Below are 18484 nucleotides of genomic sequence, written 5' to 3'. Positions count from 1 at the left end.
TTGTAAATAGTTCAATAAAATAAACTATGTTAAAGAAAAAAATATACATCACGATAGGCCTTGCATTAGCACTAACATTAAGTGCCAATGCACAAGTAGAAAAATGGCAGAAAGGAATAGTAAAGCAAGAATTTCTTTATGATAAAGCTCAATTTCCATCTTGCCATTCTGCAACCATTGTAGAAACACCAACTGGTTTAGTTGCATCGTATTTTGGTGGTACAAAGGAACGAAACCCCGATGTAGAAATTTACATCAGTCGCTTTGTTGATGGAAAATGGTTAGCACCAGTTTCTGTGGCCAATGGTATTCAGCCAGATGGCAAAAGATTACCAACCTGGAATCCGGTATTGTATCAGGTTCCTGGCGGAGATTTATTACTTTTCTATAAAATCGGACCAAAACCATCAGAATGGTGGGGTTTGATGAAGACATCAAAAGATGGCGGAATTACATGGTCAGAGGCAACAAAATTACCAGATGGAAATATCGGCCCTGTTAAAAACAAACCAGTTTTATTAAGCAATGGAAATCTTTTTGCACCATCAAGCAAGGAAGGTAATGGTTGGAAAATCCATTTTGAAGTAACAAAAGATAATGGCAAAACCTGGAGAATAGTTGGCCCGATAGCAGAAAATGGAATTAAAGCCATTCAGCCGAGTATTTTGCAACATGGAAATGGTAAACTTCAAATTCTAGCCAGAACAGCGAATAGAGCAATTGCTGAATCATGGTCGGAAGATAACGGCGAAACCTGGACGCCAATGACCAAAACATCGTTACCAAATAACAATTCGGGTACCGATGCGGTAACGATGAAAGATGGTCGACAGGTGTTGGTTTATAACCATGTTTTGCCTCCAGGCGATTTAGCAAAAGGCGCAAGAACACCACTTAATGTTTCAATTTCTAAAGATGGGAAGGAATGGTCGGCCGCTTTAATTTTAGAAGATTCGCCGATTAGTCAGTACTCTTATCCAGCAGTTATTCAAACTTCTGATGGTATGTTACACTTTATTTATACCTGGAGAAGAGAAAAAATTAAGCATGTAGTTGTCGACCCATCAAAGTTGAAACTGAAGAAAATTAAAAACGGCGTTTGGCCAAAGCTGAATGGTTATACTGCTCCAGTACTTACAGAAACTAAAAACGAAGAACCGTGAGAATTATGAAATCTTTTTTCTGCTCCTCGTCATTGCGAGGTACGAAGCAATCTACTCTTTCAAAAGAGATTGCTTCGGTTGATGAAAAATCAAACCTCGAAATGATGACCGCTTTATCTGCTTCACGTATTACCACCTCGTCACTGCGAGATACGAAGCAATCTCTTTTCATTATAAACTAAGAATAAATGGAAAGAGGTGGATTTGTTTATATCATTACTAATAAAAATCACATGGTTTTGTATACAGGTGTAACATCTGATTTACGGAATCGGGTTTATGAGCATGTCAATAATCATTATCCTAATGGTTTTACCTCAAAATATAAATGTTATAAACTAGTTTACTATAATTTTTTCTGGAGTATTGAAGAAGCAATAGCTGAAGAAAAAAGAATAAAGGCGGGAAGTAGAATAGCAAAACTTAAATTAATAACTGATTTTAATGCGAATTGGAATGACTTATATAAAACATTGGACTAATACATTTTCGTCATTGCTTGTAGGTAGGTTAAAGCAATCTACTCTTCATGCAGAGTTTGCTTCGGTTGATGAAAAATCAAACCTCGCAATGACGACCGTTTTATCTTCTTCTTGCTTAAACTCATCGTCATTGCGAGGTACGAAGCAATCTCATTTGAAAACTAGCAATTCGATTAAGTCTTTTTTACTTTTTACGATTTCATTATTCCTTTTCACAAACCTCTCTGCCCAAACTCAAAACACCGATAACTTCTACAAAAAACCTTTAGTTGATGTTTTAAAAGAAATTCAGACCCGTTTTAAAGTACAAATAAAATACTCCGAGCCTCAAGTAAAAGACAAATGGGTAAACTATGCCGATTGGCGTTTCCGTGCTGATGTAGATGAAACCCTTGCGAACGTACTTACACCTTTGGATATGAAAGTAAACAAAGAAAAGCCAGGCGTTTACAAGTTGAAAGAGTACGAATATTACCGTTGGGAAGTTCAGGATGGATGGGCATATCTGGATTCGTTAGCAACAAAATACCACGATAAAACCAGTTGGGAAAAGCGCAAAGCGGAAATCAAACCAGAATTGTACAAAGCTTTGATGTTATCTCCATTGCCAGCAAAAATTAATTCAAAACCAATTATCACAGCTAAAAGAATTTTCGATGGATATTCTGTTGAAAATATTGCTTTGGAAATTCTGCCTGGTGTATGGATTAACGGTTCATTGTACAAACCGCTAAATGCAAAAGGGAAAATTCCTGTGGTTTTAAGTCCTGATGGACATTGGGAAAAGCAACGTTACCGAGCTGATTGTCAGCTTCGCTGTGCAACAATTGCCAAAATGGGCGCCATGGCTTTCAGTTACGATTTATTTGCCTGGGGCGAATCGATGTTGCAATTTAAATACGAAGACCACCGCCGTAGCTTGGCACAAACGGTTCAAACTTTGGGTGGAATCAGAATATTGGATTACTTCACATCCTTAAAAGAAACCGATACGGCGAGAATTGGAATTAGCGGCGGTTCAGGTGCGGGAAGTCATTCTATTTTAATGACTGCGATGGACGATAGAATAAAGTTAAGTGCGCCCGTTGTAGCGATGTCATCATACTTTTATGGCGGTTGCCCATGCGAAAGCGGAATGCCTATTCATCAATGTGGCGGCGGAACAGATAATGTAGAGTTAGCCGCAATGGCTGCACCACGACCGCAATTATTGGTGTCGGATGGTAGCGATTGGACGGCTCATACGCCAGAACATGATTTTCCATATCTGCAAAAAATGTACGGTTATTACGGTGTGCAAGATAAAGTGGAAAATGTTCATCTTCCAGCAGAAAAACATGATTTTGGGATTAACAAACGCACCGCACTTTACAATTTTTTAATCAAAAACTTTAAGCTTAATGGTAATGCAGTCAGGGATAAAGCTGGAAAATATGATGAAAGTAAAGTAACCATTGAGAAAGAAAATGCTTTATATGTATTTGGAGATAATGGTGAAAAACTGCCTAAAAATGCAATTATAGGATTTGAAAATCTGGAAAAATTGTTTCCATTAAACGGTATGAAATAACATGGAGCAAAATAGACGGACTTTTCTTGCCAATGCAGCATTACTTACAGGCGGTTTGCTTTTGCCAAATATTTTGTTGGCATCCACTCCAAAAAATAAATACAAAGTTGCTGTTATTGATTTGATGATTTTAAAACGTCAGAAAATTAGCGCATTGCCGTTGGCAAAAGAAATTGGTGCCGATGGTTTGGAAATTGATATGGGCGGTTTGGGCAACAGGGAAACTTTCGATAATAAGTTAGCCGACCCGAAAATCAGGCAGGAATATTTAGATAAAGCAAGAGAATTAAACCTAGAAATCTGCTCATTGGCGATGACAGGTTTTTATGCGCAGTCTTTCGCTACGCGACCAACCTATCAAAAAATGATTAAGGATTGTTTAGATACTGCGAAAGCAATGAATGTTAAGGTTGTATTTCTCCCTTTGGGTATTCAAGGCGATTTGGTTAAAAATCCAGAATTACGAGAACCGATTGTTGAGCGATTAAAAGTAGCTGGTAAAATGGCTTCAAAGGCAGGCGTTATTATCGGAATAGAAACTTCTTTGGATGCTTCAGGCGAACTTCAGCTATTAAAAGAAATCGATTCTAAATGTGTGAAAAGTTATTTTAATTTCTCTAATGCAATAAAAAACGGTAGAGATTTACACGAAGAATTGAGGATTTTAGGTAGAAAAAATATCGTTCAAATTCATGCAACTAATGAAGATGGTGTTTGGCTGCAAAACGACTCTAAAATCGATTTGAAAAAAGTTAAAGAAACGCTTGATGATATGGGATGGAAAGGTTGGTTAGTGGTAGAAAGAAGTAGAGATGCGACACAACCGACCAACGTGAAATATAATTTTAGTGCCAATACGAGTTACCTGAAATCAGTTTTTCAAGCAAAATAATATGAATGGACTAAAAAACTGTGTGAGCACAATACATCGGTTTCTAGTGGTTCGTGGAGACACGAACCAAGGCAGTGGCAAAGGCACCAAGCTTTGGATTCGAGACACGAACCATGGCAGTGGTATCAAGCCTTGGTGCGTTGGAAACACGAATCGCGGCATCATGAAATCGCATTCATCTCCATGGTTCGTGTCTCCACGAATCAATCCAGTCAAACCATTTTTGATTCTGGCAATTCTTTTCTTATTATTATCCTTCAAAGCAAACTCAGTAGATATTTACGTATCAAAAAATGGAGCCGATTCTAATTTTGGAACTAAAGAAAAACCTTTTGCCACGCTGCATTCTGCTCTTAGGAAAGCTCGTGAGTTACGTCGCTTAAACGATTCGTCTATAAAAAATGGAATCAGAATTATCATTGAGAAAGGAATTTATCAACTCCATGAACCTATTGTGCTTCGCCCTGAAGATTCGGGTACAAAAGATAGTCCGACGGAGATTATTGCCACTGAAAAAGTGGTTTTGAGTGGTGGTGTAAAGATCAATAATTGGAAAAAACTTACTGCAACCGTTCCAGGATTGCCAAAAGCTGCTGCTGGAAAAGTTTGGGTTACCGATATACCCAGTTTCGATGGAAATGATTTGCTTTTTCGCCAGCTTTGGGTAAATGAGAATAAAGCCACTCGAGCAAAAAACTACAATGGCGATACAATGGGACGGATTTTATCTTGGGATATCGAAAATAAAACCTGTAAAATTCCACTCACAAAAAACATCAATTTAGCAAATATAAAAGGCATGGAAATGCTTATCCATCAATGGTGGGCAATTGCAAATCTTCGTGTCAAATCGATTAAGGTTGTTGGAAATACTGCCGAATTATCTTTTATGCAACCCGAAAGTCGGATTCAATTCGAGCATCCCTGGCCTGCACCTTGGATATCTGAAAAGACAGGAAATTCTGCTTTTTACCTCTCAAATGCCATTCAGTTTTTAGATGAACCTGGAGAATGGTTCGAAGATTTGAAAAATCATAAGCTCTATTACTGGCCGAAAGCAACGGAGAATATGCCGCAAGCAAATGTTATGATTCCTGCTTTAGAAAATCTCGTTAAAATTGAAGGAACAATTGATAATCAGGTTTCTTATGTGAATTTTAAGGGGATTTCTTTTGAGCATTCCACTTGGTTGAGGCCGTCAAAACATGGTCATGTTCCACATCAGGCAGGTATGTACATGCTGGATGCCTACAAGCTTAAAATACCTGGAACGCCTGATAAAGCTGCTTTGGAAAATCAGGCTTGGGTTGGCCGACCGGCATCAGCTGTAGAAGTTACCTACGCTAATAATACTTCCTTTGAAAATTGTCGTTTTGAACATTTGGCTTCAACAGGTTTGGATTACAAAAAAGGAACTTCAAACAATGAAATTAAAGGCAATTTATTTAAAGATATTGGTGGTTCAGCAATCTTAATTGGCACTTTTTCTGATGAAGCTACTGAAGTGCATCTGCCTTATAATCCTTCAGATAAACGAGAAATTTCAACGAATGATAGAATCGAAAACAATCTAATTACTGATGTAACCAACGAAGATTGGGGTGCGGTAGGCATCGGTGCAGGCTATGTTAGTGGCATTAAAATATTGCATAACGAAATCAGCGATGTTTCTTATTCGGGCATCAGCATGGGTTGGGGTTGGACAAAATCACAAAATGCGATGAAGAATAACAACATCAGTGCTAACAAAATTCATCACTATGGAAAACACATGTACGATGTGGCTGGGATTTACACTTTGTCGGCTCAACCAGAATCTTTCATCACAGAAAACGTAATTGATAGCATTTACAATGCGCCTTTCGCACATTTACCAGAGCATTGGTTTTACCTGTATACGGATGAGGGTTCATCGTATTTTACCATAAAAAACAATTGGACGCCAACCGAAAAGTATCTTCAAAATGCCAACGGACCAGATAATTTATGGGAAAGTAATGGTCCGAAAGTTTCTAAAGAAATTAAGCAAAATGCAGGTTTAGAAAAGGCTTATCAGCATTTGTTGAAAGAAAAAACTGTTTATTCTGACAGAGGAATAAACCAAGCCGAAGATAAATCTGTGGTTTTTGAGTTGCTTTTTAAATCAGATGTTTTGCCATCAAATAAAGTTTTGGAAGCTTTTGCAAAGGAAAATAATCTGTTATTAAGTTCTATTTCCAAATGGAATAATCGATTGGTAATTTATACTTCAAGCTTAAAAGTAGAGAGTTTACAGCAAACATTGAAACGCTTAAATCCTTCTGAAATTAAATTTTACGACAACCTGTTTTACGATTTTAATCGGGAAAAGAACTGTGGAGATAAACCAGTAGCCGAATGGGATAACATCATCTTATCAGCCAATTTGGTTAAGGATGAAAAGATGCAAAACGAGTATTTAGCTTATCATAAAACACAGTTTGAAAAGTGGCCGGAAATATCAAAAGGATTTTGCAACGCAGAATTTCAGCGATTGGCAATTTTCAAAAAGGATAGGCAATTGATGTTGATTATTAGCATCCCGAAAGGGAAGAAATTAGATGATTTGAATCCAAAAACAACTTTAAACAATCCAAAAGTAGATGAATGGAATGCAATAATGAAAAAATATCAGGAAGGAATTGAAGGCACAAAACCTGATGAAACTTGGGTGTTTTTTAAACCGATAGAATAACACACTAGTCATTGAAAAGACGGAAGCAGAAGCTATAAGGAATAAAATTTAGTTTTTAAACAAATAGAATAACACACTCGTCATTGCGAGGCACGAAGCAATCTCTTGTAAAAATCGTCTATAATTGGCGCATTAAGATTGCTTCGTACCTCGCAATGACGACTTTAGAAATAAAAAATAATAGCATGTTAAGATTAGGGATTTTAGGTTTAGGAGAGGGCAGAAGTACGATTTCTGCATCATTGGCGAGCAAAAAGTTTAAGCTCATTCAAATTTGCGATGCCAATAAAAAACTTTGCGAAGAACGTGCTTTGGAATTCGATTTCCAAAACTGGACAACTAACTACGAGGATATGTTAACCAGTGATAAAATCGATATGATTGCGATTTACACGCCAGACCATTTGCATTTTGAGCATATTAAACAAGCACTTTTGCATGGCAAACATGTGGTATGTACGAAACCATTTATTGACGATTTAGCTCAAGCAAACGAATTACTAGAGCTGGCAAAGAAATCAAGGAAGAAGATTTTCGTTGGGCAAAGCTCACGCTTTTTTGAGCCGGCTATGCGCCAAAAGAAAGATTTTGATAAGGGTTTAATTGGTGAATTAATTACCATCGAAAGTTATTACCACGCTGACCACCGCTGGTTTTTAGAGAAAGGTTGGTCGCTAAAACAATCGTTTAAATGGCTCTATGGCGGATTAAGTCACCCGGTTGATTTTATCCGTTGGTACATGCCCGATATTGAAGAAGTAATGGGTTATGGAATGCTTAGCTCAAATGGATTAAAAGCTGGGATTAAAAACCAGGATACCATGCACTTCATTTTCAAGGCTAAAGATGGTAGAATTGCTCGTGTGAGTGGCGCTTATACAGGTCCGACGCAGCCTGCGAGTCGCGATAGTGGGATGAGTTGCATTTTACGCGGAACGGAAGGTGCAAGTCAGGCAGATTACCACGAATTACGTTATTCGGTAACCACAAAAACTGGTGAGGAAAAAATTATTACCTGGGGTGATGCTACCCTGAAACATTATTTCCGTTTCGAAGGGCAAAGCCATCATGCGGGAGAGTATCAAAACTATCTTGATTATTTCGCTGATAGCATTAATAACAAGTTTACAGCTTATCCTGATTTAAAAGAAGGAATTGGAACGGTTGCGCTATTGCAGGCGATGGATAAATCGATGGAAATCGGCTTGCCTGTAAAAATTGATGATATTTTGAAGGCTAATAACATAACGAGGGAATCGATAGGCTTGTAATTTATTGCCACGGAAACACGGAGGAACACGGAATTAGTGTGAAATAAGCTAGTAATAAAACGGTCGTCATTGCGAGGCACGAAGCAATCTAATTTAGGAAAGAGATTGCTTCTTGCCTCGCAATGACGGGCGCTTAGAAAGGCCAAAGCACAGTTTCTACGTTAAGCGCTCAACCGGCCTAACAAATTTTTGGGGATGCATTATCAAGGCCTATCCAGAAACTTAAATACAAAAATTTTCAGCCGGCAATTTTGTTTCTTTTGTTGTCAAAAGAAAAAAGCCCGTCCGGCTAGGACAGTACTAACCAAATTAACAAATGAATAACATTGTAGAACGATTAACCAGCTTAGACTACCTCATTGTAGTTGCCTACCTGATTATTTTAATCGTCATCGGGTATCGGGCAAGTTTTTCGAAGAAGAAAAACGATGATGAAACGCTGTTTCTCGCCAATAAATCTTTGGGCTGGTCGAGTATTGGCTTTAATATGTGGGGCACAAATGTTGGTCCATCAATGTTGTTGGCATTTGCCAGTATTGGTTACAGTACAGGTATTGTTGCTGTAAATTTCGATTGGTATGCCTTTATATTTTTGTTCTTACTGGCGATAGTTTTCGCTCCAAAATATCTGACTGCAAAAGTAAGCACCATGCCCGAATTTATGGGCAATCGCTATGGCGATTCTACACAAAATATATTGGCTTGGTACGCTTTGGTTAAGATTTTAATTTCCTGGTTATCATTGGGTTTGTTTGCAGGAGGATTTTTAGTACGCCAGATTTTGGGTATCCCGATGTGGCAATCGGTTACTGTATTAGTGGCTTTTGCAGGGTTATTTACCTTTTTTGGAGGATTAAAGGCCATTGCGAAAGTAAACGTTTTTCAAATGATTTTGCTGATTGCGGTTTCTTTATCATTAACACTTTTAGGCTTACATAAAGTTGGAGGGATTTCAGCACTGTACGCCAAAACACCTAGCCATTTCTGGAATTTAATTCAACCAGCCAGCGACCCAAAATATCCATGGTACGCCATTTTATTAGGTTATCCGGTTGCAGCAGTTGCTTTTTTCTGTACCGACCAATCTATGGTTCAATCGGTTTTAGGTGCTAAAAACTTAAAGCAAGGGCAGTTAGGTGTTAGTTTTATCGGCTGGTTAAAAATACTTTCGTTACCATTATTTATTGGAACAGGAATACTTTGTTATGTTCTTTTTCCAAATCTAAAAGACCCAAATGAAGCATATATGACCATGGTTACCAATCTTTTTCCGCCGGGAATGAATGGTTTGGTTATCGTGGTGTTAATTGCAGTTTTGGTTGGCACGATTGGCTCATCACTTAATTCGTTGAGTACGGTTTTTACAATGGACATTTACGTCAAGAAAATCAATCCGCAGGCCAGCAATAAGCAGATTATTCGTATTGGAAGATGGGCTGTAGTTGCTGGTTGTGTTTTTGCAGTGATTGTTGTTTTAGCAATTGATAGCATTAAAGGTTTAAATCTTTTCGATGTTTTTCAATCGGTTCTAGGCTTTATTGCTCCGCCACTTTCAGTTGTGTTTTTATTAACTGTATTCTGGAAAAGGACTACGCGTAAAGCTGTAAATTTTACGCTTTCAGTTGGTTCAATTTTGAGTTTAGGGGTTGGCGTTACTTATTTATGGATTTTACCACCAAGCGAATACCCTTTTTGGCCACACTATTTAATGCTTTCCTTTTACATTTTTGCAGGATTATTAATTATCGCTTTGCTAATTTCTCTGTTCGATAGGTCGCCAAGTATTTACACGATAAATGAAGAACATCAATCCAATACCGAAAAACCAGATAAAACAGTTTGGATTTCGTGGGCAGCTTTAGCAATTGTAATGGTTGCACTTTATATTTTCTTTAACGGACATTAAAAAATAATTGACCACAGATGAAAAGGATGAACACAGATAAAATCCGTGTCTATCTGTGTAAATCTGTGGTTAAAAAACTTAATAAATTGATATGAAAAACTTTAACAAAATACTTTTATTATCGCTTTTTAGCTGCTTAGCATTTCCAACTTTTGCACAGAAAGCATCATGGATTTGGTATCCTGGCGATTTTGATATCTACATGAGCAATGTTATGCAAAACCGCAGAACAGAACGTGGTTCGTTTTTTCCGGTGTTCTGGAAAATGGATAGCCACTATGTTTTGGTCGATTTTCATAAAGAGTTTACACTCAGCCAACCCGAAGAAGTGAAGCTTTTTGTTGAGGGAACTTACAATGTTAAAGTTGATGGTCAGGCGATTTCAGGTTTTCCAAAAACGGTAAAAATTCCTGCCGGAAAACATAAGCTGAGTTTAAAAGTATATAGTCAGGGAGCTGTACCAGCGATTTTTGTACAGGGAAAAACCGTAGTTTCTGATGAAACCTGGCTTACCACTTTTGAAGATAAAGAATGGATTGACCAAAGCGGAAAGGTTTCAGATAAATCGGGAACAACATTTGTAACAGCTGGTTCCTGGAATTTAACCGACCCTAACACGCTTCCATCGGCTTTCAAATTGCCTGTAAAACCAATGGCTGCCATAAGTAGAAAAAAGCATGATGGTGGTGAATTATTAGATTTTGGTAAAGAAACTTTTGGTTTTATAAAATTGCATGGCTTAAGAGGTAAAGGACGTTTGAGCATTTATTATGGCGAATCACCTGAAGAAGCACTTTCTACAGATAAATGCGAGACTTTAGATTATGTTGATGTCGATTTATCGCAAAGGAAAGATTCTATAATGCCACTTTCAAAAGCTTTTCGTTATATAAACCGTGAATTTTCGGGTAATGTGACAGTTGATTCAATATCAATGCTTTATGAGTACGCACCTGTAACTGAACGTGGAAGTTTCAAATCATCAGATGCTGAACTCAATAAAATTTATGATGTGGCGAAATACACTTTTCATTTGAACACACGTGAGTTTTTTATTGATGGAATAAAACGCGACCGGTGGGTTTGGAGCGGTGACGCCTATCAAAGTTATCTGATGAATTATTATTCGTTTTTTGATGCGCCAACTGTAAAAAGGACTTTGCTTGCTCAACGTGGAAAAGACCCGGTTACAGCACACATAAATACCATTATGGATTATTCTTTCTATTGGTTTTTAGGGATTTATGATTACTACAAATTTACCGGAGACCAGAAATTTGTTCAGGATATTTACCCAAGGATGCAGTCACTCATGACTTACATTGACGGTAGAAAAAACAAAAATGGTTTGTTAGAATGGATGCCTGGCGATTGGATTTTTATCGATTGGGCTGATAAGTTAAGCAAAGACGGTGAAGTGAGTTTTGAGCAATTATTATACGCCAGAAGTTTAGAAACCATGGCCTTATGTGCTAAACTAGCAAATGATTTGGATGGTGCTACTAAATATGATCAACAAGCAAAAGAATTGAAAAGCAAAATTTTTGAATTGTACTGGAATCAGAATAAAAATGCTTTGGTGCACAGTCGAATTGATGATAAGCAAACCGACAACGTAACCCGTTATGCAAATATGTTCGGAATTTTTTTCGATTATTTTACTCCTGAACAAAAATTAGGCGTTAAAACTAATGTTTTGTTGAATGATAAGGTGGCCAAAATCACCACCCCATACATGCGCTTTTACGAGTTGGAAGCATTATGCGCAATGGGCGAACAATCTTACGTGTTAAAAGAAATGAAAAACTATTGGGGTGGTATGTTAAAACTCGGTGCAACTTCTTTCTGGGAGGAATACAATCCTGATAAAAAAGGAGCGGAGCATTTGGAAATGTACGGTCGCCCGTATGGGAAAAGCCTTTGCCACGCTTGGGGTGCGAGTCCGATTTATTTGTTGGGCAGATATTATTTAGGGGTGAGTCCGGTTACAGCTGGTTATGAAACTTACACTATTGAACCAAGTTTAGGTGGTTTAGAATGGATGGAAGGTAAAGTGCCGACAGCCAATGGCGATATTTCCGTTTACATGAACAAGAAAGAAATTAAAGTTAGTTCTGCTACTGGAACTGGTACGCTCAAAGTTAAAAGTAAATCGAAACCAGTTGTTAAAGGTGCTGAAGTTAAAGAGGTTTCAAAAGGTAATTATGAAATTACGATTGAAAAAGGGAAGGATTATTTAGTGAAGTACAGCAGATAGAAGCTTATTACCGTCATTGCGAGTTACGAAGCAATCTTAAAGCGAAAGCTAAGTTGTAAAACCAAATTAGTAAGATTGCTTCGTGCCTCGTAATGACTATAGTTTTATAAAGGAATGGAATTTGAAAAACCAAACCTAACTAAAACAAACCCGATTGTAGTGGAAATACTTTTTAATTAGTAGCAACCTTGAATATACTTTTATGCTGAGGAACGAAGCATCTGCAACCATGGAACAGATGCTTCGTTCCTCAGCATGACAGAAGTTTTTTAAAAAGATTGAAACGAAAAGCGGGACTGCTGTAACCGATTAGCACAGCTATTGCTTTTCAAATAAATATAATCTTGAGAAATGAGGGCTAAACTCCAATCCTTTGCTCAATTTTTTTAACGCATTTGTAAGCTTCTGCCAATATCACTTCGTTATCAACATTCTTGTTCATGTTTAATGCATTTAGCATTGAAATGGTTAAACAGGCAATAATATTACCGCCATTTGCTACTCCGATTGGTACAGAAATATCAGTTACACCGGCTGCCAAATCACTTGTTTTTAAGTAGGCACCTTTTTCTTGAATTTCAGTTAAGGAAACCAAAAAATCATCTTGTTGAGGTTTAAGATATTTCTTAAAAATTTGGTTGTTTTTTAAAACGGTAGTTCTTTCACTTTCGGGCATGTATGCTAACAGAACCTTACCGGATGCAGTTAAGGGCAGTGGAAATAAGTTCCCTTCTTCGATAGAAAGGGCAATTGGTCCCGGGCTTTTGGCATGGATAATTACCATAACCTGATTCATGTATAAAATACTCAAATGGCACGATTGGCGAACCGTATTTGCAAGTTCTTCGAGTGGAAACTGAGCAGCCTTTCTAAGCTCATCCATTGGAGAATGCCTGTGCGAAAGGTAAAACAGTTTTAGCGAAAGTCTGTATTTTCCCGATACTTCATCACGAAGAATATAACCACGGCTTTCAAGACTCATTAGCATCCTATAAATCTCATTAGGCGTTTTTTCGATGCCTGTAGCGATTTCAGTTTGTGATAAAGGCACGGATTGAGCAGATAAGTATTCGAGTATATCCAAGCCTTTGTCTAAAGCCGGCGCCTGGTATTTTGTATCATTATTCATTGATTAGAATTTAAACAAACTTAATGATTTGAATTAAAAAAAATAATTTATCTGCAACGAGAAATCACAATGTAAAAGTTACATTCATATATGAAATATATATTTATATTTGAGTTAGTCGGTTGCTCGATAAAATTATGAGACTTTCATCTACTATTAGCCAAATGGATGATTAGGGTAACCAACGAGAAATACAAACCAAATATTCACCTTAAAAAAAATATTTTCTATTCTGAATACATCTCTGATAGTTATTAAATAATTATCGAAAAAATAACCTAACCAAATAAAACTCAATTATGAACCCAATTAAAAGCAAAAGCTATTGCCGATTCAGGCTACGCAATGTTTTAATCGCTAAACTCACAACTGTGATGCTATTCTTGGCGATTACAGGATTTGCCCAAACATTACCGAGTACATTTATTATTAAAGGTGTGGTAACATCGCAAACGGGAGAAGCAATACCCGGTGCGAGTGTTAAAGTGAAAGGCACAAATACAAGTGCAACAACAGATAACAACGGAAATTATTCAGTTTCTGCTGCCTCCGGAAGTGTAACACTTATCTTTTCTTTTGTTGGATACAGCAATCAGGAAATTCAGGTTGCCAACAGAAATACAATTAATGTAAAGCTGGCAGAGGAGCAAAATGATTTGAATGAAGTAATTGTGGTGGGTTATGGCACACAAAAGAAAATTAACTTAACGGGAGCTGTTGCAACTGTAAGTGGTGCAACGCTAACCGAAAGACCAGCCCCGAATGCGGCAAACTTAATTCAAGGGCGTATTACTGGTGTGCAGGTTACGCAACCATCAGGCGAACCAGGTAGGGATAATCCGAATTTTTTAATTAGAGGAAGATCTACTTATGGCGGTAGTACCGACCCACTCATCTTAATTGATGGAGTAGCCGGTTCGTTTAATAATTTATCGCCAGATGATATTGAAAATGTAACGGTTTTGAAAGATGCTTCTTCGGCTTCTATTTATGGAGCAAGAGCTGCAAACGGTGTAATTTTGGTTACCACTAAAAAAGGTAAAAGAGGTGAAACTGTTTTCAGTTACAGAACGAATTTTGCCCGTCATACGCCAACTGCATTGCCAGATTTAATTACCAATTCTGCGCAGTATATGGAAATGTACAATACGGCGGCTGCCCGTTCGGGTATTGCTTTCAGATATCCACAAGCTGATATCGATTTGTACAGAAATTCGCCTAACAAAGCACAATATCCAGATTTTGATAATATTGATTATTACATAAATCCTGCGAATGTTATGCAGCATAACCTTTCAATTTCTGGAGGAACAGATAAAAGCACATTCAATATTTCTGCTGGTTATTTAGATCAGAACGCGGTTTTTGAGGGATATAAATTTAAACGTTACAACGCCTTATTAAATTACAATAACAATTTAACGAAAAGCATAAGTGTTGGTACAATCATCAACATGACTTATAAAGACCGTAAAGAACCACCTTTTACTGGCGAGAATATGGCTTTGTTGGTTTATGCTGCTGGTCCGCTTTATGGTCCGTTTTTACCTGATGGAAGTGGGAGAGTTGTTTCCAGAGCTTATGCAAACGAAGGTAGAAACCGTAATCCGCAGGAAGCTTATGCAATGGGTGAGCAAACTACAAAGGAGTACAACTTAAATGCGCAAGCCTACATCGATATTAAACCTTTTAAAGGATTTACCTGGAGCTCGAAAGTTGCAATAAACTATGTTGATGAGTATTACAAAATGTATCAGCATCCTTATTCGGCTTATTTACTTCAAGACAGAGCTGCAGGAACAAATGAATATATTGCAAACTCTTTCGGTCCGGATATTTTAGGGGTTACCGACCAATATTCGAAAGTTTTAAACCCAACTGTATATTCTACTATTACCTACGAAAAAACTTTGGGCGAAAACCATAACCTTAAAGCTTTAGCTGGTTTTGAGCAGTTATCGTACAAAAACCAAAATTTACGTGGTAGAAGGATTAACACAGTTGCGCCGATTTTAGAAGATTTAACTGGCTATTCTGCCGCAGGAGAATCATTGTATTTTACGCATCCGCGATTACCATCATTGGCAGGTCCATCTGAGTGGGGGATGCGTTCTTTGTTTGGAAGAATCAACTACGATTTTAAAGGCAAGTATTTATTAGAAGCTAATATTCGTTACGATGGAACTTCAAAAGTGTCTCCTGATTACAGATGGGGCGTTTTCCCTTCGTTCTCTGCGGGTTGGTTGGTTTCTGAAGAAAGTTTCTTGAAAGATAAATTGAGTTGGTTAAGCAGCTTCAAAATCAGAGGTTCATACGGTACACTTGGAAACCAAGATATCGGAACTTATCTGTACCAGGATAACATCATCATCAACAACGTAAATTATCCATTTGGTAATGGCGCATTGCAGCAAGGTGGTGTAATTAACGATTTTAAAGATGTGAGTTTAAGATGGGAATCGACCAGAAGTATTGATGTTGGTTTTGACTTAAACGTTAAAAATGGACTTTTTGGTGCTACTTTCGATTGGTTCAGACGCTCTACATTTGATATTTTGGCCAGACCAACCGTTCCGTTAAGTTTAGGTTTAGGCGCATCAACAGTGAATGATGGAAAAATGAGAAGTCAGGGTGTTGAGTTGGCTTTAACGCATCAAAATAAAATTGGTGAGTTTACTTATGGTTTAAACGCATTAATCTCAACAGCAAAAAATAAAGTAATTGAGCTTAGAACGCCTGCAAAAGGCAGTACTATTAACGAAGTTGGCTTGCCATATTCATCTTTTTACTTGTATGAGTGGGATGGTATTTTCCAGGTTGAAGATATTGGTAACCCAAGTGTGCCTGTGCATGAGTTAAATCGTAACCCTAAAGCGGGAGATTTAAAAATGAAAGATGTTAATGGCGATGGTATTGTAAACGCAAACGATAGGGTAGTGGTTGATGGTGCTTATCCGGATTTTAACTACTCGTTCGGTTTAAATATGGGCTACAAAAGATTTAGTTTTAGTGCATTTTTTCAAGGTGTTGAAGGTATAAAAAACAGAGTCAACAATTGGGGTATCGACCCTTTTATGCAAGGAACCGCACCAACAACAAAATTCTTAAACGCATGGACACCAGAGAATAGAAGTAATACTGTACCAGCGCTTTACGTGGCGGGTTATAGTGGTGTTGCGCCTTACACAGCATCAACTTATTATTTACAAGATGCTTCTTACTTAAGGTTGAAAAACGTAATGTTGGGTTATGATGTTCCGGTTGGTCCGATTTCTAAAATTGGTATCAAAAGCTTAAATGTTTATGTATCTGCTGATAATCTTTTTACCATAACAAAGTACGAAGGTGGCGACCCTGAAAGAGCAAGTTCTACAGGTAATCTTGCGCAATATCCGCAAACCAAAATTTTCAATATTGGTCTAAATGTTAAATTCTAAGCTGTATCTCATGAAAAATAAAAATATATTATTGTGTGCTGTATTCGGATTACTAGCATTCGGGTCATGCAAGAAAGATTTTTTAGATAAAAATCCATTAAACAGCGTTTCATCGCAAATTTTTTGGGCATCTGAAACTGATGTTCAAACGGCTTTGGCCGGAGTTTACTCTCGCTTACAACAAAATTATTTGGGTTACGAAAGAGTGTATATGGATGCTTTAAGTGATAATGCTTTCCCGTACCAAAATACCAATCAGGCAAATTTACTGGAAATGACAACCGGTAGCATTTCTCCTGCTTTAAGCGGCGTTTTGCCAAACCTTTATTCATCGCCTTACAGGGCAATAACATCTTGTAACTACTTTTTAGATAATGTAGATAGAGCGCCAATTACAGATGCAAAGAAAAACCTTTACAAAGGCGAAGTTCGTTTTATAAGGGCTTTAGCTTATTTCGATTTAGTTCAAAATTTCGGTGGAGTGCCAATCAACATTAATTACCCAAAAACGGTTGATGAAGTTAAAATTGCGAAAAGTACTAAAGAGCAGGTTTATGCATTTATTCAACAGGATTTAGACTTTGCAATTGCCAATCTTCCTAACGAAAAATATAATGGACACGCCGTTAAAGGCAGTGCACAAGGTATTAAAGCAAGAGTTTTAATTACGCAACAAAAATGGGCAGAAGCTGTTCCGGTTTTAAGAGAAATTATGACTGATAACAGATTTGCGCTCTCGAATAATTATGCTGCTTTGTTTAGAACTGGCGGTCAGGCAACGGCTGCTGTAAACTCAGAAATCATGTTTTCTACTCAATATCTTGCGCCAACAAATCCGCAAAGAACTTCGCCGGGTGCTGCAGGTATGGATATAGAGTTGGGCTGGTTTTCTTTAATTCAACCATATAAAGATTTGGCTGATGATTATGAAATGACCGATGGAAAACCGAGTGCCGAATCGCCATTATTTAGTGCTGCAAATCCTTATGCTAACCGCGACCCACGTTTAGATTTAACCATGAAATTGCCGAATGAAACTTGGAGAAATTCTGCTGGAGTTATCTGGAGTGGCTTTACGCAATCGTTTACCGGTTTTTTAATGGAAAAATATGTTGATTTATCTCGTGCACCAATTTCTGCTGCAACTGCAACATTAACCGACCAAGATTACATTCACTTACGCTATGCTGATATTTTGTTAATGTACGCAGAAGCTCAAAATGAAGTGAGTGGACCTGACGCAACGGTTTACAAAGCGATTGATGATGTTAGACAGCGTACAGGAATTGCTATGCCAATAACTGATAGAGCTAAATACGCAACACAAGCTACCTTGAGAAATTACATTCGCCACGAAAGACGAATTGAGTTTGCGCTTGAAGGTCAGCGTTATAATGATTTGAAACGTTGGAATATTGCACATACCAAATTGCCAACTTTAAGAACACCTGCAGGAGTAGCTTTAATTTTTGAAACTAAAAACTATGTTTTGCCATTTCCAGCTTCTGAGTTAGATAATAATCCGCAGTTGGTGCAAAACCCTAACTATTAAAAAAATAACTGTAGCGCTCATTACGTTACAGTTATTTTACAGTTTAATGTAAGTTAGTTTGTGTTCATATTTAAAAAAATAATTTATATTTGAATTGATTGAAGGTGTTTTA

At 37.5% G+C, this 18484-nt stretch carries 11 protein-coding genes; 10 read left to right on the top strand and 1 reads right to left on the bottom strand.

All coding sequences use genetic code 11. The features are described from left to right. Nucleotides 1–26: 26 nt before the first annotated feature. From ACO05K_RS08905 to ACO05K_RS08870, 8 genes are all read left to right on the top strand, one after another. A complete protein-coding gene (locus ACO05K_RS08905; RefSeq protein WP_421944092.1) occupies nucleotides 27–1163 on the top strand; it encodes a sialidase family protein in 1137 nt (378 codons plus the stop codon). A 188-nt stretch (nucleotides 1164–1351) separates the two neighbouring features. Then, complete coding sequence (locus ACO05K_RS08900) at nucleotides 1352–1645, top strand: GIY-YIG nuclease family protein (RefSeq protein ID WP_421944091.1); 294 nt, start codon at nucleotides 1352–1354, stop codon at nucleotides 1643–1645. Continuing rightward, a complete protein-coding gene (locus tag ACO05K_RS08895; protein WP_421944090.1) occupies nucleotides 1620–3215 on the top strand; it encodes an acetylxylan esterase in 1596 nt (531 codons plus the stop codon). Before ACO05K_RS08900 ends, ACO05K_RS08895 begins: the two co-directional genes overlap by 26 nt. Before the next feature lies 1 nt (nucleotide 3216). Beyond that, nucleotides 3217–4107, top strand: a complete 891-nt coding sequence (locus tag ACO05K_RS08890; protein WP_421944089.1) for a sugar phosphate isomerase/epimerase family protein — start codon at nucleotides 3217–3219, stop codon at nucleotides 4105–4107. Between the two features lies 1 nt (nucleotide 4108). Beyond that, nucleotides 4109–6820: an L-rhamnose mutarotase gene (locus ACO05K_RS08885; protein ID WP_421944088.1), complete on the top strand. Its 2712-nt coding sequence runs from the start codon at nucleotides 4109–4111 to the stop codon at nucleotides 6818–6820. 185 nt (nucleotides 6821–7005) lie between these two features. Next, a complete protein-coding gene (locus tag ACO05K_RS08880; protein WP_421944087.1) occupies nucleotides 7006–8091 on the top strand; it encodes a Gfo/Idh/MocA family protein in 1086 nt (361 codons plus the stop codon). Between the two features lie 316 nt (nucleotides 8092–8407). Next, nucleotides 8408–9997 (top strand): SLC5 family protein, encoded by a 1590-nt coding sequence (locus tag ACO05K_RS08875; protein WP_421944086.1) that lies wholly within the window; start codon nucleotides 8408–8410, stop codon nucleotides 9995–9997. 91 nt (nucleotides 9998–10088) lie between these two features. Then, entirely contained in the window at nucleotides 10089–12254 is a 2166-nt protein-coding gene (locus ACO05K_RS08870) for an amylo-alpha-1,6-glucosidase (RefSeq protein WP_421944085.1), read from the top strand. Between the two features lie 358 nt (nucleotides 12255–12612). On the opposite strand, the gene ACO05K_RS08865 is transcribed toward ACO05K_RS08870, so the two are convergent. Next, entirely contained in the window at nucleotides 12613–13383 is a 771-nt protein-coding gene (locus tag ACO05K_RS08865; RefSeq protein WP_421944084.1) for an IclR family transcriptional regulator, read from the bottom strand. A 299-nt stretch (nucleotides 13384–13682) separates the two neighbouring features. Between ACO05K_RS08865 and ACO05K_RS08860 the strand changes: the two genes are divergently transcribed. Continuing rightward, on the top strand, nucleotides 13683–16820 hold the full coding sequence (locus tag ACO05K_RS08860; RefSeq protein ID WP_421944083.1) for a SusC/RagA family TonB-linked outer membrane protein: 3138 nt from the start codon (nucleotides 13683–13685) through the stop codon (nucleotides 16818–16820). 10 nt (nucleotides 16821–16830) lie between these two features. Further along, nucleotides 16831–18372: a RagB/SusD family nutrient uptake outer membrane protein gene (locus tag ACO05K_RS08855; RefSeq protein ID WP_421944082.1), complete on the top strand. Its 1542-nt coding sequence runs from the start codon at nucleotides 16831–16833 to the stop codon at nucleotides 18370–18372. The last annotated feature ends 112 nt before the right edge of the window (nucleotides 18373–18484 follow it).

This window comes from Pedobacter sp., assembly GCF_965227205.1.
Taxonomy (GTDB): Bacteria; Bacteroidota; Bacteroidia; order Sphingobacteriales; family Sphingobacteriaceae; genus Pedobacter.
Note: the sequence above shows the minus strand (reverse complement) of the source record. Positions and strands in the feature narration are given on the sequence as shown.